The sequence below is a fragment of the Streptomyces sp. NPDC085460 genome, from assembly GCF_044541975.1.
Classification (GTDB): Bacteria; Actinomycetota; Actinomycetes; order Streptomycetales; family Streptomycetaceae; genus Streptomyces.
This window is the reverse complement of the sequence record NZ_JBITTO010000017.1, coordinates 1-16,461: the sequence shown is the minus strand read 5'-3', so window position 1 is coordinate 16,461 and position 16,461 is coordinate 1. Positions and strand designations below refer to the sequence as shown.

Annotated in this window: 16 protein-coding genes; 3 read left to right on the top strand and 13 right to left on the bottom strand. The window is 72.5% G+C overall.

The window, feature by feature from the left end:
- Window positions 1-103: 103 nt before the first annotated feature.
- From ACIGHB_RS31575 to ACIGHB_RS31555, 5 genes are all read right to left on the bottom strand, one after another.
- Window positions 104-1,774 carry a uroporphyrinogen-III synthase gene (locus ACIGHB_RS31575; RefSeq protein ID WP_360312968.1) on the bottom strand — a complete coding sequence of 557 codons (1,671 nt, stop codon included), beginning with the start codon at window positions 1,772-1,774 and terminating at the stop codon, window positions 104-106.
- Entirely contained in the window at window positions 1,771-2,757 is a 987-nt protein-coding gene (hemC, locus tag ACIGHB_RS31570; protein WP_399917905.1) for a hydroxymethylbilane synthase, read from the bottom strand. The genes ACIGHB_RS31575 and hemC overlap by 4 nt, the downstream gene beginning before the upstream one ends.
- Window positions 2,754-4,109, bottom strand: a complete 1,356-nt coding sequence (locus tag ACIGHB_RS31565; protein ID WP_399917903.1) for a glutamyl-tRNA reductase — start codon at window positions 4,107-4,109, stop codon at window positions 2,754-2,756. The genes hemC and ACIGHB_RS31565 overlap by 4 nt, the downstream gene beginning before the upstream one ends.
- Complete coding sequence (locus ACIGHB_RS31560; protein ID WP_399917901.1) at window positions 4,106-4,894, bottom strand: redox-sensing transcriptional repressor Rex; 789 nt, start codon at window positions 4,892-4,894, stop codon at window positions 4,106-4,108. The genes ACIGHB_RS31565 and ACIGHB_RS31560 overlap by 4 nt, the downstream gene beginning before the upstream one ends.
- 272 nt (window positions 4,895-5,166) lie before the next feature.
- On the bottom strand, window positions 5,167-5,457 hold the full coding sequence (locus ACIGHB_RS31555) for a glutaredoxin family protein (protein WP_360312961.1): 291 nt from the start codon (window positions 5,455-5,457) through the stop codon (window positions 5,167-5,169).
- Window positions 5,458-5,550: 93 nt separating this feature from the next.
- On the opposite strand from ACIGHB_RS31555, the gene ACIGHB_RS31550 reads away from it, so the two are divergent.
- The 3 genes from ACIGHB_RS31550 (at window position 5,551) to ACIGHB_RS31540 (ending at window position 9,379) form a co-directional block, all read left to right on the top strand.
- Complete coding sequence (locus tag ACIGHB_RS31550) at window positions 5,551-6,513, top strand: HAD-IB family hydrolase (protein ID WP_360312959.1); 963 nt, start codon at window positions 5,551-5,553, stop codon at window positions 6,511-6,513.
- A gap of 415 nt (window positions 6,514-6,928) precedes the next feature.
- Window positions 6,929-7,720, top strand: coding sequence for an ECF subfamily RNA polymerase sigma factor, BldN family (locus ACIGHB_RS31545; RefSeq protein ID WP_360312957.1), 792 nt, complete (start codon window positions 6,929-6,931; stop codon window positions 7,718-7,720).
- A 384-nt stretch (window positions 7,721-8,104) separates the two neighbouring features.
- Complete coding sequence (locus tag ACIGHB_RS31540) at window positions 8,105-9,379, top strand: DUF5667 domain-containing protein (RefSeq protein ID WP_399917898.1); 1,275 nt, start codon at window positions 8,105-8,107, stop codon at window positions 9,377-9,379.
- Between the two features lie 106 nt (window positions 9,380-9,485).
- Here ACIGHB_RS31540 and ACIGHB_RS31535 read toward each other — a convergent pair whose 3' ends face one another.
- From ACIGHB_RS31535 to ACIGHB_RS31500, 8 genes are all read right to left on the bottom strand, one after another.
- The gene (locus ACIGHB_RS31535) at window positions 9,486-10,592 is read right to left on the bottom strand and encodes a lysophospholipid acyltransferase family protein (protein WP_399917896.1); all 1,107 of its coding nucleotides are present in this window, start codon (window positions 10,590-10,592) and stop codon (window positions 9,486-9,488) included.
- Between the two features lie 15 nt (window positions 10,593-10,607).
- Window positions 10,608-11,669: an NAD-dependent epimerase/dehydratase family protein gene (locus tag ACIGHB_RS31530; protein WP_360312951.1), complete on the bottom strand. Its 1,062-nt coding sequence runs from the start codon at window positions 11,667-11,669 to the stop codon at window positions 10,608-10,610.
- A gap of 155 nt (window positions 11,670-11,824) precedes the next feature.
- The gene (locus tag ACIGHB_RS31525) at window positions 11,825-11,923 is read right to left on the bottom strand and encodes a 30S ribosomal protein bS22 (RefSeq protein WP_003948845.1); all 99 of its coding nucleotides are present in this window, start codon (window positions 11,921-11,923) and stop codon (window positions 11,825-11,827) included.
- 153 nt (window positions 11,924-12,076) lie between these two features.
- Window positions 12,077-12,286: a helix-turn-helix domain-containing protein gene (locus ACIGHB_RS31520; protein WP_030495139.1), complete on the bottom strand. Its 210-nt coding sequence runs from the start codon at window positions 12,284-12,286 to the stop codon at window positions 12,077-12,079.
- A gap of 127 nt (window positions 12,287-12,413) precedes the next feature.
- Window positions 12,414-13,229: a phosphatase gene (locus tag ACIGHB_RS31515; RefSeq protein WP_399917893.1), complete on the bottom strand. Its 816-nt coding sequence runs from the start codon at window positions 13,227-13,229 to the stop codon at window positions 12,414-12,416.
- Between the two features lie 78 nt (window positions 13,230-13,307).
- Window positions 13,308-14,483, bottom strand: a complete 1,176-nt coding sequence (locus ACIGHB_RS31510) for an acetoin utilization protein AcuC (protein ID WP_399917891.1) — start codon at window positions 14,481-14,483, stop codon at window positions 13,308-13,310.
- Window positions 14,452-15,651, bottom strand: coding sequence for an MFS transporter (locus ACIGHB_RS31505; protein ID WP_399917889.1), 1,200 nt, complete (start codon window positions 15,649-15,651; stop codon window positions 14,452-14,454). Before ACIGHB_RS31505 ends, ACIGHB_RS31510 begins: the two co-directional genes overlap by 32 nt.
- A 43-nt stretch (window positions 15,652-15,694) precedes the next feature.
- Complete coding sequence (locus ACIGHB_RS31500) at window positions 15,695-16,342, bottom strand: HAD family hydrolase (RefSeq protein ID WP_399917887.1); 648 nt, start codon at window positions 16,340-16,342, stop codon at window positions 15,695-15,697.
- Window positions 16,343-16,461 lie beyond the last annotated feature (119 nt).

Genomic DNA, 16,461 nt, shown 5'->3' with positions numbered 1-16,461 from the left:
CGCACCCCACTTACCGACACGGTGTTGTGGTCGTGGCACACACGGCGAAGGCGCGGGCCCCCGAAGAGGACCCGCGCCCGGAACCGTCCCGCGACAGCGGCGCCTACGTGGTCCGCCGCCTGCGCGCCCCCGGACGCCGCTCGCTCGGCCGCGTGACCGGGTCGCCCGCCTCCAGGGCCGCCTCCCGCCGCCGCATGCCGAACTCCGCCAGCGCCTCGGCCAGCTTGTGCACGGACGGCTCGGGCGAGAGCACGTCGACCCGCAGCCCGTGCTCCTCCGCCGTCTTGGCGGTGGCGGGCCCGATGCAGGCGATGACGGTCACGTTGTGCGGCTTGCCGGCGATGCCGACCAGGTTCCGCACGGTCGACGAGGACGTGAAGAGCACGGCGTCGAAACCGCCGCCCTTGATCGCCTCGCGCGTGTCCGCCGGCGGCGGCGACGCGCGCACGGTCCGGTACGCGGTGACGTCGTCGACCTCCCAGCCGAGCTCGATGAGCCCGGCGACGAGCGTCTCGGTCGCGATGTCGGCGCGCGGCAGGAAGACACGGTCGATCGGGTCGAAGACCGGGTCGTACGGCGGCCAGTCCTCCAGCAGACCGGCCGCGGACTGCTCGCCGCTCGGCACCAGGTCCGGCTTCACACCGAAGTCGACGAGCGCGGCGGCCGTCTGCTCGCCCACCGCCGCGACCTTGATGCCGGCGAAGGCGCGGGCGTCGAGCCCGTACTCCTCGAACTTCTCCCGCACGGCCTTGACCGCGTTGACGGAGGTGAAGGCGATCCACTCGTACCGTCCGGTGACGAGCCCCTTCACCGCCCGCTCCATCTGCTGCGGGGTCCGCGGCGGCTCGACCGCGATGGTCGGCACCTCGTGCGGCACGGCGCCGTACGAGCGCAGCTGGTCGGAGAGCGACGCGGCCTGCTCCTTGGTGCGCGGCACGAGCACCCGCCAGCCGAAGAGCGGCTTGGACTCGAACCAGGAGAGCTGGTCGCGCTGCGCCGGGGCGCTGCGCTCGCCGACCACGGCTATCACCGGCCGGTGGCCCTCGGGCGAGGGGAGCACCTTGCCCTGCTTGAAGACCTGGGCGATCGTCCCGAGGGTCGCGGTCCAGGTCCGCTGGCGGGTGGTGGTGCCGGCGACGGTGACGGTGAGGGGGGTGTCCGGCTTACGGCCCGCCGCCACCAGTTCACCGGCGGCCGCGGCGACCGAGTCGAGCGAGGTGGAGACGACGACGGTGCCGTCGGAGGCTCCGACCTCGGCCCAGCAGCGGTCGTCGGCGGTCCGGGCGTCGACGAAGCGGACGTCGGTGCCCTGCGCGTCGCGCAGCGGTACACCGGCGTACGCGGGGACGCCGACCGCGGTGGCGACGCCGGGGACGACCTCGAAGGGGATGCCCTCGGCGGCGCAGGCGAGCATCTCGGCGCCCGCGTTCCCGTCGAGACCGGGGTCGCCGGTCACCGCACGGACGACCCGCCTGCCGCCGCGCGCGGCCTCCATGACAAGATTGGCCGCATCCCTCAACACGGGGACACCGGCGGTTGTTGACGCCTCGTCAACAACCGTCAGCTCAGGCGTGCTCACGCCCGCGCGCGCATGGCCGCGGACGACTTCGAGGACCTCCGGCTCGGCGATCAGGACGTCCGCTCCGGACAGGGCCTCGACGGCCCGGAGGGTCAGGAGTCCGGGGTCGCCTGGGCCTGCGCCGAGGAAGGTGACGTGGCCGTGGCCCGCGAAGACGGGGGACACGGGGCGGGTGGTCGGGCTGGTGGGGCTCAAAGTGCTCGCTCCCCCATAAGACCGGCCGCACCCTTGGCGAGCATCTCGGTCGCGAGTTCGCGTCCGAGCGCCGCCGCCTCGTCGTACGAGGTGGGGACGGGACCGGTGGTGGACAGCTGCACCAGCGTCGAGCCGTCGGTGGTGCCGACGACGCCGCGCAGGCGCATTTCGGTGACAACCTGCCCGTGACCGGGGCCGTCGGCGAGGATGTCGGCGAGCGCTCCCACGGGTGCGCTGCAGCCGGCCTCCAGGGCGGCGAGCAGGGATCGCTCTGCGGTCACGGCGGCCCGCGTGTGCGGGTCGTCGAGAGCGGAGAGCGCGGCGACGAGGTCGGAGTTCGACGCCAGGCATTCGACGGCCAGGGCTCCCTGGCCGGGGGCGGGCAGCACGGAGTCGACCGGCAGGTGCTGGGCCGACAGGCCGCCGAGGAGTTCCTCGGTGCCGCCGATGCGGTTGAGTCCGGCCGCGGCGAGGACGACGGCGTCCAGCTCGCCCTTGCGGACGTAGCCGACGCGGGTGTCGACGTTGCCGCGGATGGGGACGCAGGTGAGGTCGAGGCCGTGGCTGCGGGCGTACGCGTGCAGCTGGGCCATGCGGCGCGGCGAGCCGGTGCCGACGCGGGCGCCCGCGGGCAGCCGGTCGAGGGAGAGGCCGTCGCCGGCGATGAGGACGTCGCGCGGGTCCTCGCGCCGCGGGATCGCGGCCAGCACGAGCTCGGGGTGCTGGGCGGTCGGCAGGTCCTTCAGGGAGTGGACGGCGAAGTCGACCTCGCCGTCGAGCAGCGCGTCGCGCAGGGCGGCGACGAAGACGCCGGTGCCGCCGATCTGTGCGAGGTGCTCACGGGAGGTGTCCCCGTACGTGGTGATCTCCACGAGCTCGACGGGCCGGCCGGTCAGCTGCCGGACCGCGTCGGCCACGTGGCCGGACTGGGCCATGGCGAGCTTGCTGCGCCTGGTCCCGAGCCTCAGTGCCCTCTCGGTCATACTCGCCCTCGGTTCTTGACGTCGGCGTCATTCAGGTCGGCCCGGGAGACGGAGGCGACCGTCTCCGGGTCGAGGTCGAAGAGTGTCCGCAGCGCGTCCGCGTACCCGGCGCCGCCGGGCTCGCTGGCGAGCTGCTTGACCCGCACGGTCGGCGCGTGCAGGAGCTTGTCGACGACGCGGCGCACGGTCTGGGTGATCTCGGCGCGCTGCTTGTCGTCGAGGCCGGGGAGGCGGCCTTCGAGCCGGGCGACCTCGCTGGCCACCACGTCGGCGGCCATGGTGCGCAGGGCGACCACGGTGGGGGTGATGTGGGCGGCGCGCTGGGCGGCGCCGAAGGCGGCGACCTCGTCGGCGACGATGCCGCGGACCTGGTCGACGTCGGAGGCCATGGGGGCGTCGGCGGAGGCGTCGGCCAGGGACTCGATGTCGACGAGCCGGACTCCGGGGATCCGGTGGGCGGCGGCGTCGATGTCGCGGGGCATGGCGAGGTCGAGCAGGTGGAGGCTCCCGTCGCGGCCGCCGGCGGCGGCCTCGATCGCGTCGCCGGAGAGGACGAGGCCGGTGGCGCCGGTGCAGGAGACGACGACGTCCGCCCGGTCCAGTTCGTCGCCGACGGCAACCATCTCGGCCGCGCGCGCGGCCACGCCCGTACCTCCGGGCTCGGCGAGGATCTCGGCGAGCCGCTCGGCGCGGGCGAGGGTGCGGTTGGCGATGACGATCTCGGTGACGCCGGCGCGGGCGAGGGTCGCGGCGGCCAGCGAGGACATGGAGCCGGCGCCGATGACGAGGGCGCGCTTGCCCCGCGCCCAGCTCTCGACGTCGGTGCCCTGGGCGAGCTGTTCCAGGCCGAAGGTGACGAGCGACTGCCCGGCCCGGTCGATGCCGGTCTCGCTGTGGGCGCGCTTGCCGACCCGCAGGGCCTGCTGGAAGAGGTCGTTGAGGAGCCGGCCCGCGGTGTGCAGGTCCTGGCCGAGGGCGAGGGCGTCCTTGATCTGGCCGAGGATCTGGCCCTCGCCGACGACCATGGAGTCGAGGCCGCAGGCCACCGAGAAGAGGTGGTGGACGGCCCGGTCCTCGTAGTGCACGTAGAGGTAGGGGGTGAGCTCCTCCAGGCCGACGCCGCTGTGCTGGGCGAGGAGCGTGGAGAGCTCGGCGACGCCCGCGTGGAACTTGTCCACGTCGGCGTAGAGCTCGATGCGGTTGCAGGTGGCGAGGACGGTGGCCTCGGCGGCCGGTTCGGCGGCGAGGGTGTCCTGGAGGAGCTTGGCCTGGGTGTCCGCGGGCAGGGAGGCCCGCTCCAGGATGGAGACGGGAGCGCTGCGGTGGCTCAGGCCGACGACGAGGAGGCTCATGCCGGCATCACCGCGGGGACGTCCCCGTCGGGTCCCTTGCGGCCGCTCGCGGCGGTGGTACGGGTGGCGGCCGGCGGCGCGGCGGGCGCGGCGGCCTGCGGAGCGGTCTCGTCGGCGGACTCCTCGCCGGCCTTCCGCTGCTCGTGGAAGGCGAGGATCTGGAGCTCGATGGAGAGGTCCACCTTGCGCACGTCGACGCCGTCGGGCACGGAGAGCACGGTCGGGGCGAAGTTGAGGATGGAGGTGACACCGGCGGCGACGAGCCGGTCGCAGACCGCCTGGGCGACGCCGGCCGGGGTCGCGATGACGCCGATGGAGACGCCGTCCTCGGCGATGATCTTCTCCAGGTCGTCGCTGTGCTGGACGGGGATCCCGGCGACCGGCTTGCCGGTCATGGCGGGGTCGGCGTCGATCAGCGCGGCGACGCGGAAGCCACGGGAGGCGAAGCCGCCGTAGCCGGCGAGCGCGGCGCCGAGGTTACCGATTCCGACGATCACGACGGGCCAGTCCTGGGTCAGGCCGAGTTCGCGGGAGATCTGGTAGACGAGGTACTCGACGTCGTAGCCGACACCGCGGGTGCCGTACGAGCCGAGGTAGCTGAAGTCCTTGCGCAGCTTGGCGGAGTTGACGCCGGCCGCGGCCGCGAGCTCCTCGGAGGAGACCGTGGGTACGGAGCGCTCCGACAGCGCGGTCAGGGCGCGCAGATACAGCGGAAGGCGGGCGACGGTGGCCTCGGGAATTCCTCGGCTACGGGTCGCCGGTCGGTGAGTTCGGCCAGTTGCCACGGTGCTCCTGCGGGATGAGCGGGGCTGCAGGCGGCCATACGTCCCAGGACCGCCCCGTCGAATGCAGGCTATGCCTTTGTGAACGCGTGCACAAAGATAGTGTCCGTTTTGTCCGCCCAAAGTGACCGGGGTCACGCGACTGGTTCTCGTCGCTGTGGAACCGTCGCACGGCGCGACGCGTTGGAATCCCGAAGGGGGCAAAGCCGTACACACTCCTCACGACGTGGCCCCCGAACGCCAACAAAACGTCCATGATGGTAACCGGCTTTCGGTCACGCACCCAGTTCGCGCCGCAGCCGCTCCGCGTCCACCCGCCAGAAGGTGTGCTGCTCCCCGTCGACCAGGACGACGGGGATCTGCTCCCAGTACTCCTTGTAGAGCGCCTCGTCCTGGAGGATGTCCCGCTCCTCCCAGCGCGCCCCGGTCTCGGCGCACACGGCCTCGATCACCACCCGCGCGTCGTCACAGAGATGACAACCCGGCTTCCCGATCAGCGTCACGGTCCGCGCGGCCGGGTCCTTCGCCGCGTCCTTCTTCTTGGTACGTCCGAACATGCCGTCCATTGTCCCGCCCCGTCACGGCGGGGACCCGCACTGTTCACACGACGGCATCCCCACAAGTCGGGAAGTACCGAACAGACTGGCTATGCTCCAGACATGGCCGCTCTGGGATGGCTCACCCCCCGTAGGCGCTCCGCCACCGCGCGCAGCGTCCTGGCAGGCGAGGCCGCCGCGGAGGCGGCCCGCAAGACCTCGCTCCAGCTGGAGCAGGAGCGGGAGGAGGAGCTCGCCGCCATCGAGGCGGCCTCCGAAACCGCTCCCGAGGAGCCCGAGTTCCCGGTCGTCGGCGATGTGCGGGCCGCCGCCTTCTTCGATCTCGACAACACCGTGATGCAGGGCGCCGCGATCTTCCACTTCGGCCGCGGCCTGTACAAGCGGAAGTTCTTCCAGCGCCGCGAACTCGCCCGCTTCGCCTGGGCGCAGGTCTGGTTCCGGCTGGCCGGCGTCGAGGACCCCGAGCACATGCAGGAGGCCCGCGACAGCGCGCTCTCCATCGTCAAGGGCCACCGCGTCTCCGAACTGATGTCGATCGGCGAGGAGATCTACGACGAGTACATGGCCGACCGGATCTGGCCGGGCACCCGCGCCCTGGCCCAGGCCCATCTCGACGCGGGCCAGAAGGTCTGGCTGGTGACGGCCGCCCCGGTCGAGACGGCCACGATCATCGCCCGCCGCCTCGGCCTGACCGGCGCGCTCGGCACGGTCGCCGAGTCGGTGGACGGCGTCTACACCGGCCGGCTGGTCGGCGAGCTGCTCCACGGCCCGGCCAAGGCCGAGGCGGTACGGGCGCTGGCCGCGGCCGAGGGCCTGGACCTCGCCCGCTGCGCCGCGTACAGCGACTCGCACAACGACATCCCGATGCTCTCGCTCGTCGGGCACCCGTACGCGGTCAACCCGGACACCAAGCTGCGCCGACACGCCAGGGACCGCGAGTGGCGGCTGCGCGACTACCGGACCGGCCGCAAGGCGGCGAAGATCGGCATCCCGGCCGCCGCGGGCCTCGGCGCCGTCGCCGGCGGCACGGCCGCCGCGGTCGCGCTCCACCGCCGCCGCCGCTGACCCCGGGCGCCGCGCCCGTGCCGATACGTTTCGGCTGCGATCATCTGCGACAACCCCGGACCAAGGGGGCTCACCCGTCCGTGGTCGAACAGCCGCGCACCCCTCGACTCCCGGGCATTCCCGCGCCCTTACCCACGAGCGGCCCCGATCACTCCCCTCTACCGCACATGAGCACAACGCAACGCCGACGCAGTCACACTCGGAAGTCACTCGATCAATAACCGGTCACCAAGTGCTACTTGAAGCGGCCGCAAGCTATAACCGAAGCGACGTAATCGATGATTTAGGCAACTGGGTGTAGCGCTGCCTGTACGAAGCGTTATTCTCCTCAGACGCACAGCGGAACCCTCCCGTCGCCACGACGAGTGAACGGCTCCGCACTGCACGTGATGGAAGCTCTGCCTCTGGGAGTCCCGTGTACCCACACGTCGGGGTTGACGCCTCGGGCCTGGCTACGCTGCGCGCAACGGTCCTCGACCACTTGCGTGGCTTCGTCCCCACCGCGTACGTCGGTCCTGCGCCCGCCTTCGCCTTCGCCGCACCGGCACCGGCCGGTCCTTGCTATGCCCTCGCCGACGGCGGTGCCGCCGTCGGCAGACGGAGCGCGCGCGGCGGCGCCGGGAGCCCGGCCACCGCCCGACGCCCCACCGCCGACAGCGACAGCGCCCGCATGATGGATCTGGTCGAACGCGCCCAGGCCGGCGAGGCCGACGCGTTCGGCAGGCTGTACGACCAGTACAGCGACACCGTCTACCGCTACATCTACTACCGCGTCGGCGGGAAGGCGACGGCGGAGGACCTCACCAGCGAGACGTTCCTGCGCGCCCTGCGCCGGATCTCCACCTTCACCTGGCAGGGCCGCGACTTCGGCGCCTGGCTCGTGACCATCGCCCGCAACCTGGTCGCCGACCACTTCAAGTCCAGCCGCTTCCGGCTGGAGGTCACCACCGGCGAGATGCTCGACGCCAACGAGGTCGAGCGCAGCCCGGAGGACTCCGTCCTCGAGTCCCTCTCCAACGCCGCGCTCCTCGACGCCGTCCGCCGTCTCAACCCCCAGCAGCAGGAGTGCGTGACCCTCCGCTTCCTCCAGGGCCTCTCGGTCGCCGAGACCGCGCGGGTCATGGGGAAGAACGAGGGCGCGATCAAGACCCTCCAGTACCGGGCCGTCCGCACCCTGGCCCGACTCCTGCCCGAAGACGCCCGCTGACCCCGGGCCGCCGACCGCCGCCACCCTCCCCACCCGTCTCCGTCCCCCCATCCCGTCCCCCTTCCTCATCCCCGTCCCCATCCCCGTCCCCATCCCCGTCCCCGTGAAGCCACTTGTCCCCCTCACCCACACGCACCCATCCCCACATCCCCCACGCCACCACTGCCCGTCCCACCTCACAGTCGGTGACGCATCGATGACGCACTGGTCCGATCATCCTTCGCGCGTAACCCAAGTGCCGCGCCGCTCGTTGTGCGAAATGCAGGCTCCCTGTGGTCACGCCCTGCTCGCAGACACTCACTCGTTCGTGTGGATCTGCTCAAGCAGGGCAACCTTCCGGACCCCTTGGGGAGTCGACCGTCATGACGAGAGGAGGTGCCGCCAGTGATCGCGAACGTGCACCGGCGGGCGAACGCCTTCGCCCAGGCCCTGGAGGACCGGACGCCCGAGGGCGAGGCGGCCGACCGGCCCGACGCCCCGGCCGACACGGGCGACCAGGGACGGCTGTTGGCCTTGGCGAGCGGTCTCGGCGAACTGCCGAAACCAGAGCTCGACCCCGAGGTCAAGGTGGTGCAGCGAGCCCAGCTCGTCGCCGCCATGGAGGCGATGTTCGCCCAGGGGACGGCCGCCGGGGGCCCCACCGTCCCGGAGCAGCGGACCACGAGGGGCGCCCACCGCGCCTCCCCGCTACGCAAACTCCGCCCCCGCTCCCGCTGGACCAAGGGACTCGCCGCGGGCGGCCTCACCGTCGGGGTGGCGGCCGGAGCCTTCGGCGGCGTCGCCGCCGCCAGCTCCGACGCCCTCCCAGGTGACTCGCTCTACGGACTCAAGCGGGGCATGGAGGACCTCAAGCTCGGCATGGCCGACGACGACGCCGACCGCGGGGGCATCTACCTCGACCAGGCGTCCACCCGGCTCAGCGAGGCCCGCCGGCTCATGGAGCGCACCCGCTCCGGCGACCTCGACCACGAGTCCCTCAGCGAGATCAGGCGCGCCCTCGGCGGCATGAAGCACGACGCCGAGGAAGGCCACCGGCTGCTCCGCCAGGCGTACGACCGGGACGGCGAGATCGCCCCCATGGCCCGGCTGAACTCCTTCGCCCAGGCCCACCGCGACACCTGGAACGGCCTCCGCGACCGCCTCCCCGTCCAGCTCACCGACGTCGGCCAAGAGGTCAGCGGCGTCTTCGACGCCATAGACCAGGAGGTCGAGCCGCTCCAGTCGATGCTGCCCCGCACCCCCCAGACGGGCGCGGTCGACCCCGGCGGCTCCAGCAGCAGCCCCACCACCCCGCAGAACCAGCGGGGCACGGAGACCCAGCAGCCCACGGCCACCCAGGACGCCCCCACCCAGGGCAGCCCCCCGGCCACCACCACCCCCCGCCCCGCCGGCACCACCCAAGGCACGGGCGGCCAGGGAGACACCCCCACCACCGGCACCGGCACCACCCCGAGCCCGGGCGCCGAGACGGGCACCACCTCCCCCGAGGACGACGGACTCCTCGGCGGCAACACCGGCGGCCTCCTGCCCACCCCCACGGGCACACCGCCCACCCCGGAGGACAGCCACACCACGCCGACACCCCCCGACGTCACCATCCCGCCACTCCTGCCGGGCCTCCTTCCGGGCCTCGGCATCGACAGCGAGGACGCTCGCTGACAAGGAGAAGGGGCGCCCCCACGGACGGGGGGCGCCCCTTCTGCCATGCCACGAAAAGCCGAGAGCCACACGAAACAGCCGGCGCGCCACTCGGAACAGCCGGCGCCTAGAAGAAGACCGACCTCCGCTGCACCAGCAGCTTGTACAGCGTGTGCTGGATCTGCTCCCTGACCTGATCCGTCAGATTGAACATCAGCATCGGATCCTCCGCCGCCTCCGGCGGATACGCATCCGTCGGAATCGGCTCACCGAACTGGATCGTCCACTTCGTCGGCAGCGGCAGCATCCCCAGCGGCCCCAGCCACGGAAACGTCGGCGTCACCGGCACATACGGCAGCCCGAGCAGCCGCGCCAGCGTCTTCGCGTTCCCGATCATCGGGTAGATCTCCTCGGCGCCCACGATCGAGCACGGCACGATCGGCACCCCCGCCCGCAGCGCCGTCGAGACGAACCCGCCCCGCCCGAACCGCTGGAGCTTGTACCGCTCCGAGAACGGCTTCCCGATCCCCTTGAAGCCCTCCGGCATCACCCCGACGACCTCACCGGCCCGCAACAGCCGCTCCGCGTCCTCCGCGCACGCCAGCGTGTGCCCCGCCTTCCGCGCCAGCTCGTTGACGACCGGCAGCACGAAGACCAGGTCCGCCGCCAGCAGCCGCAGATGCCGGCCCGCCGGATGGTGGTCGTGCACCGCGACCTGCATCATCAGCCCGTCCAGCGGCACCGTCCCCGAGTGGTTCGCGACGATCAGCGCCCCGCCCTTCTCCGGGATGTTCTCGACGCCCTTCACCTCCACCCGGAAGTACTTCTCGTACAGCGGGCGCAACAGCGACATCAGCACCTGGTCGGTCAGCTCGGCGTCGTAGCCGAACTCGTCGACCTCGTACTCCCCCGTCACCCGGCGCCGCAGGAACGCCAGGCCGCCCGCGAGCCGCCGCTCCCAGCCGGCCCGCCCCGCCCCGGCCGCCGCCCCGGAGCCCTCCCCGCCGCCCTCCGGAGCAGCAGCGGGCCCCTCAGGAGCCCCCGCGGCCCCAGAGCCGACAGACGCCTCCTCCTGCACCTCCCGGGCCCCCGGCACCTCCCGGGCGCCGGGCAGCGCCCGTACCGCCGCCGCGCCCGCGCCCGGACCGGCGTCGGACGGCTCCTCCGTCCGGGCCGGGCGGCGCCGGGCCCGCGACCGGTCGTCGTCAAAGGGAATGACCTTGGCGTCCGCCATCGCTGTCGCCGCTCCTCAGGATCCGTCGTGGGAAGGAATCGGATACGCCTCCGGGGCGACCCGGCCCGCCAGCCGGTCCACCGCCCCCGCGAGCGCCGCCGGCGGCAGCAGCCCCGGCTCCCGGCTCGCCGCGAAGTCCGCGAACGCCTCCGCCGTCGAGTACCGCGGCCGGAAGCCCAGCACCTCCCGCAGCTGCGCGGTCGACACGACCCGCCCGTGGGTGAGGAGCCGGATCTGCTCGGGCGCGAAGTCGGTCAGCCCCACCGTCCGCAGCGCGGAGCCCACCCAGGTCACCGCGGGCAGCAGCAGCGGCACCGTGGGCCGCCCGAGCCGCCGCGCGCACTGCGACAGCAGCAGCACCCCGTCACCCGCCACATTGAAGGTCCCGCTGTTCAGCGACGCCCGGCGCGGCTCGTGCGCCACCAGACGCAGCACGTCGATCACGTCGTCCTCGTGGACGAACTGCAGCCGCGGGTCGTAGCCCAGGACCGTCGGCATCACCGGCAGGGACAGGTACTCGGTCAGCGGGGACTCCACCCGGGGCCCCAGGATGTTCGCGAACCGCAGCACGCACACCGCCACGTCCGGCCGCCGCCGGGCGAAGCCCCGTACGTACCCCTCGACCTCGACCGCGTCCTTCGCGAAGCCGCCGCTCGGCAGCGACTTCGCCGCGGTGGTCTCGGTGAAGACCGCCGGATCGCGCGGCGCGGAGCCGTAGACGGTCGTGCTCGACTTCACCACCAGCCGGCCGACCCTGGGCGACTTCTGGCAGGCGCCGAGCAGCTGCATGGTGCCGATGACGTTGGTCTCCTTGACCGCCGTCCGGCCGCCCGCGCCCAGCGCCGTCCCCGTCACGTCGAGGTGCACCACCGTGTCCACCTCGTGCTCCGCGAGCACCTTGGCGATGGCCGGCCGGCGGATGTCCGCCCGGACGAATTCGGCGGCCCCCAGCGGATGCGCCGGCTCGACCGCGTCCACGGCCACCACCCGCTCCACCTCCGGGTCCCGCTGGATCCGCCGCACGAAACGGCCTCCCAGATGCCGAGCGGCACCGGTGACGAGCACGACCTTGCCCAAGATCAGCGCCTTCCGTCCGAACTTCCGTCCGTCTTCCCGTAGCCGCCACCGTAGCGCCTGCGTATCGCGGCGCAATGACGACGTGGCCCCTCACCGATCCCGGTGAGGGGCCACGTCTGGTCACGCACGGAGGACCGCTCGCGCGGCCGCCGCTCTTACTTCTTGTTGCGACGCTGAACGCGCGTGCGCTTGAGCAGCTTGCGGTGCTTCTTCTTGGCCATCCGCTTGCGCCGCTTCTTGATAACAGAGCCCACGACTACCCTCGCTCACTTCTTCTCACTGGTGCGGGGCGTCTGGGCCCACACGACCTACGAGGGGTCAGCCTACCGCCCCTGGCACCGCACGAGTAATCCGAGGGTCGGACGCGGCTTCACCGGCCGTTCGGCCGCCGGACGACCGCGCGCCCGCTACGCGGTCCCCACCCCCACGTACGACTCCCTCAGGTACGCGTGAACCGCCTGTTCCGGGACCCGAAAGGACCTGCCCACCCGGATCGCGGGCAGATGACCGCTGTGCACCAAGCGGTACACGGTCATCTTCGACACGCGCATCACCGCGGCGACTTCCGCCACGGTCAGGAACTTGACCTCGTTGAGAGGCCGATCGCCAGCAGCCATGACCCACCTGTACCTTCCGCCGCGACGCCCACCGGCTTCCCCTCCGGTGACTCTTCGTCGTCGAACGCTCACGAATCAGACTAGGGGCGGGTGGTACGAGTGGGGAAGAGGAGCCCCTATCGCCCGTTTACCGTGACAGACACGCTCGATTGAGTACATAGCGCGTGAGGGGACGGTAGTACGCCGAGGGCACCCCGTCATCGAGCGGGACGGCCACCGCCACCTGCCCCTCGGCCTCCCCCACGAACAGCGCGGGATCGTCCGTGTCGGCCACCCCGATCGCCTCGATACCCAGCTGACCAGCGCCGCAGACCCAGCCGTGGTCCCCGACGACCAGCTCCGGCAGTGGCCCGCCGGCCTCCGCCGCGCTCTCCAGCACGGCCCGCACCGGCAGCGCCGAGTGCGAGTGCGCCCCCGGCTCACGCCCGGTCTCCGACGGCCCCGCCTCCCGTACGAACGCGACGCCGTGTACGTAGTCGAGGAGGTACGTACGTAGACCGAACCGGGTCGTTATGTCGACACATCTCCCCTGCGCGGGGGTGAGTACGTCACATCCCGCCGCCGACAAAGCGTCTGCGAGAGCGGCGTAGAAACCAAGCAGCCGGTGCGGATGCCCCGTCCCGAACAGCACGGGGGCCCGCCGCGCCGCCGCCGCCGCGAGCCGCCCCGCGAAGGCGTCGAGCCCCCTCAGCGTCCGCTCGGGATCGATCACGTCCGGCCCCGAGCGGTGCGCCGGATCCGCCGACACCCCGCACTTCTCGGCCATCAGCCGCAGCAGTTCGGCCTCGTCCCAGCCCCCGGCCGGCACCAGGCCCAGCGTCACCCTGGGGTCCCGCACGGCGAAGAGCCGATAGCTCCGCAGGCTCTCCTCCCGCGACGTCGCCACCGTCCCCGCCAACCCCGCCGCCAACAGATGCGCCCGCAGCGCCCCGGTACTCAACACCTCACCGATGCTGCCGGATCACCCCTGCCGGATCGTCAAAACAGCGCCCCTACCGCACAGTTGGCGTAATACCGCGCGTCAGGCGAGCAGCCCCCGCAGCGGGAAGGCCGCCTTCCGGGTCGCGAGGACCGCCTGGTCGAGCCGGTCGGCGGGGTCGTAACCGGCGCTCCACTCGCGGAAGTCCACCGGCCACCGCCCGTCGGTCATCCGCCCCGGCCCCAGCTGACGCGTCCGCGCGTACGCCTCGTCCCGCCACGAGGACGGGATCACCGTCTCCGGCGCCACCGGCGCGTGCGCCGCGATTCCCACCAGATGCGTCCACGATCGCGGTACGACGTCCACGACGGCGTATCCGCCGCCGCCCAGCGCCACCCAGCGCCCGTCGGCGTACGCGTGCGCCAGCTCGTGGCACGCCTCCTGCACGGCCCGCTGCGCGTCGAGCGACACCGCCAGGTGTGCCAGCGGGTCGTCGAAGTGGGTGTCGGCCCCGTGCTGGGTCACCAGCACCTGCGGCCGGAAGTCGGCGAGGAGCTCCGGCACGACGGCGTGGAACGCCCGCAGCCAGCCGGCGTCCCCGGTCCCGGCCGGCAGCGCCACGTTCACCGCGCCGCCCTCGCCGGCTCCGGGCGCCCCGGTCTCCTCCGGCCAGCCGGTCTGCGGGAACAGGGTCCGCGGGTGCTCGTGCAGGGAGACGGTCAGGACCCGCGGGTCCTCCCAGAACGCCGCCTGCACCCCGTCGCCGTGGTGCACGTCGACGTCGACGTACGCGACCCGCTCCACGCCCAGTTCGAGCAGCCGGGCGATGGCGAGCGAGGCGTCGTTGTAGATGCAGAACCCGGCGGCGCCGCCCGGCATCGCGTGGTGCAGCCCGCCGGCGAAGTTCACGGCGTGCTCGGCCTCGCCCCTCCACACGGCCTCCGCGGCCGCCACCGACTGCCCGGCGATCAGCGCGGACGCCTCGTGCATCCCCGCGAACGCCGGGTCGTCGACCGTCCCGAGCCCGTACGCCTGGTCGGCGTGGCGCGGGTCGGCCGAGGCCGCCTTCACCGCGGCCACGTAGTCCTCGCGGTGCACGAGCCGCAGCGTCGACTCCCCGGCCGGCTTGGCGGCGACCACGTCCACCGCCCGGTCGAGCCCGAAGGCCCGGACCAGCCCCATGGTCAGTGCGAGCCGCACCGGGTCCATCGGGTGCTGGGGTCCGAAGTCGTACCCCGTGACAGCTTCATCCCACATCAACAGTGCGCGGCCGCTCATGCCCGCCACCGTATCGGGCCTCCCGCGCGCCGAACGACGTGGCATACACCACCGTCACCAGGACGAGCACCATCGGCACGAGCATGGCACCGCGGTAGTTCCACGCGTCCCCGAGCGCCCCCACGAGCGGCGAGCCGACGAGGAAGCCGACGTAGTTGAAGACGTTGAGCCGCGCGACGGCGGCGTCGCTGTTCCCGGGGAAGAGCCGCCCGGCCGCCGCGAAGGTCTGCGGCACGATCACGCTCAGCCCGAGCCCGAGGACGGTGAAGGCGGCGATCCCCGCCCACGGCGCCCGCGCCACCGCCACCAGCGCGAACCCGCAGGCCGCGAGCACCGCCCCGGCCCGCACGACGACCGCCGCCCCGAAGTGCCGCACCCCGAGGTCGCCCACGGCCCGCCCGAGCAGCGTCGTCACCATGTACGCGTTGTACGGGACGGTCGCCGCCGCCTCGGACCCGCCGAGCACGTCCTGGAGGTACTTCGCCGACCAGTTGGAGACCGTCGAGTCCCCGATGTACGCGAACGTCATCACCAGGCACAGCGGCAGCAGCAGCCGGAACGACAGCCCACCGCCCTTCGTCTCCGGGGCGCCGCCGTCCGGGTCCGCCGCGGAGTCCACGTACCACCGGCTGCCGAGGAGCGCCGCCGGCGCCAGGACCACGACCACCGGCAGGTACGACCAGAGCAGCGACAGCTGCCAGTGCGCCCCCACCCAGGCCAGGGAGGCCCCGGCGATCCCGCCGAGGCTGTACGCGGCGTGGAAGCCGAGCATGATGCTGCGCCCGTACGTCCGCTGGAGGCTCACGCCGAGCATGTTCATGGACGCGTCGAGCGCGCCGACCGCGAGACCGAACACGCCCAGGGCGACGGCTGCCGTCCACAGCGCGTCCCCGGCCCCGACGGCGAGCAGGGCCAGCAGGACGACGGGCTGCGACCACCGCAGCACCACCGAGGGCGCCACCCGGGTGACGAGCTTCTCGGTCGCGACGCTGGCCACCCCGGCGAGGACCGGCACGGCCGCCAGGAAGAGCGGCAGCAGCCCGTCGGAGATCCCGTACCGGTCCTGGATCCCGGGGATCCGGGTCACGAGCAGGGCGAAGGCCACGCCTTGGACGAGGAAACTGAAGGCCAGGGAGGACCGCCCCCGCCGCAGCCGCGCATCGGTCATGGCGGCACAGCGTAGGCCCGTCACCTACCGATGGGTAGATGGATCACAGACCCAAAATGGCGGGCAGTTCGCGCATCGCGGAGAAGAACCCCTCGGACCCGGCGAGCCGGTCCTCGGGCGTCATCGCCGTGAACCCGTAGACGTCCATCCCGGCCGCGACGGCCGCCTGGACGCCGAGCCGGCTGTCCTCGACGACGACGCACCGCTCGGGCGGCACGCCCATCCGCGCGGCGGCGTGCAGGAAGAGGTCCGGCGCCGGCTTTCCCCGCCCCACGTCCTCCGCGCTGAAGACGACCTCCTCGGGGAACCAGACGTCGAGCCCGGTCTTCCGGTGCCCGACCCTGATCCGCTCGTGGCTCCCGGAGGACGCCACGCAGTAGGGGACCCCCGCGGCCGTCAGCCGCTTGAGCACGTCCTCGGCCCCTTCCACCGGCTCCAGTTCGGCCTGGAAGGCGGCGAACACCCGCGTGTGGAAGGTGTGGTCGAAGTCCTCGGGCAGCCGTTCCCCGGTCCGTTCCCGCACGAGGTCGTGCACCCGGTGGATGGCGGCGCCCATGTAGTCGCGGAGGGAGTCCTCGTACGTGGTGGGGTGGCCGAGCTCGGTGAGGTAGCCGGCCAGCAGCCGATTGGAGAGCGGCTCGCTGTCGACGAGCACGCCGTCGTTGTCGAAGATGACCAGGTCGTAGCGCATGGACCCCAGCCTAGAGCGCCCCTGAACGCAGAAAAGCCCCGCACCATAAGGTGCGGGGCTTTCCCACAATGATTGTTCGGCGGCGTCCTACTCTCCCACAGGGTCCCCCCTGCAGTACC

Excerpts from the sequence above, each read along its gene's own strand:
- hemC (WP_399917905.1), bottom strand. The coding sequence starts at position 2,757 with ATGACCGAGAGGGCACTGAGGCTCGGGACCAGGCGCAGCAAGCTCGCC.
- ACIGHB_RS31565 (WP_399917903.1), bottom strand. The coding sequence starts at position 4,109 with ATGAGCCTCCTCGTCGTCGGCCTGAGCCACCGCAGCGCTCCCGTCTCC.
- ACIGHB_RS31555 (WP_360312961.1), bottom strand. The coding sequence starts at position 5,457 with ATGGACGGCATGTTCGGACGTACCAAGAAGAAGGACGCGGCGAAGGAC.
- ACIGHB_RS31550 (WP_360312959.1), top strand. The coding sequence starts at position 5,551 with ATGGCCGCTCTGGGATGGCTCACCCCCCGTAGGCGCTCCGCCACCGCG.
- ACIGHB_RS31535 (WP_399917896.1), bottom strand. The coding sequence starts at position 10,592 with ATGGCGGACGCCAAGGTCATTCCCTTTGACGACGACCGGTCGCGGGCC.
- ACIGHB_RS31520 (WP_030495139.1), bottom strand. The coding sequence starts at position 12,286 with ATGGCTGCTGGCGATCGGCCTCTCAACGAGGTCAAGTTCCTGACCGTG.
- ACIGHB_RS31510 (WP_399917891.1), bottom strand. The coding sequence starts at position 14,483 with ATGAGCGGCCGCGCACTGTTGATGTGGGATGAAGCTGTCACGGGGTAC.
- ACIGHB_RS31505 (WP_399917889.1), bottom strand. The coding sequence starts at position 15,651 with ATGACCGATGCGCGGCTGCGGCGGGGGCGGTCCTCCCTGGCCTTCAGT.
- ACIGHB_RS31500 (WP_399917887.1), bottom strand. The coding sequence starts at position 16,342 with ATGCGCTACGACCTGGTCATCTTCGACAACGACGGCGTGCTCGTCGAC.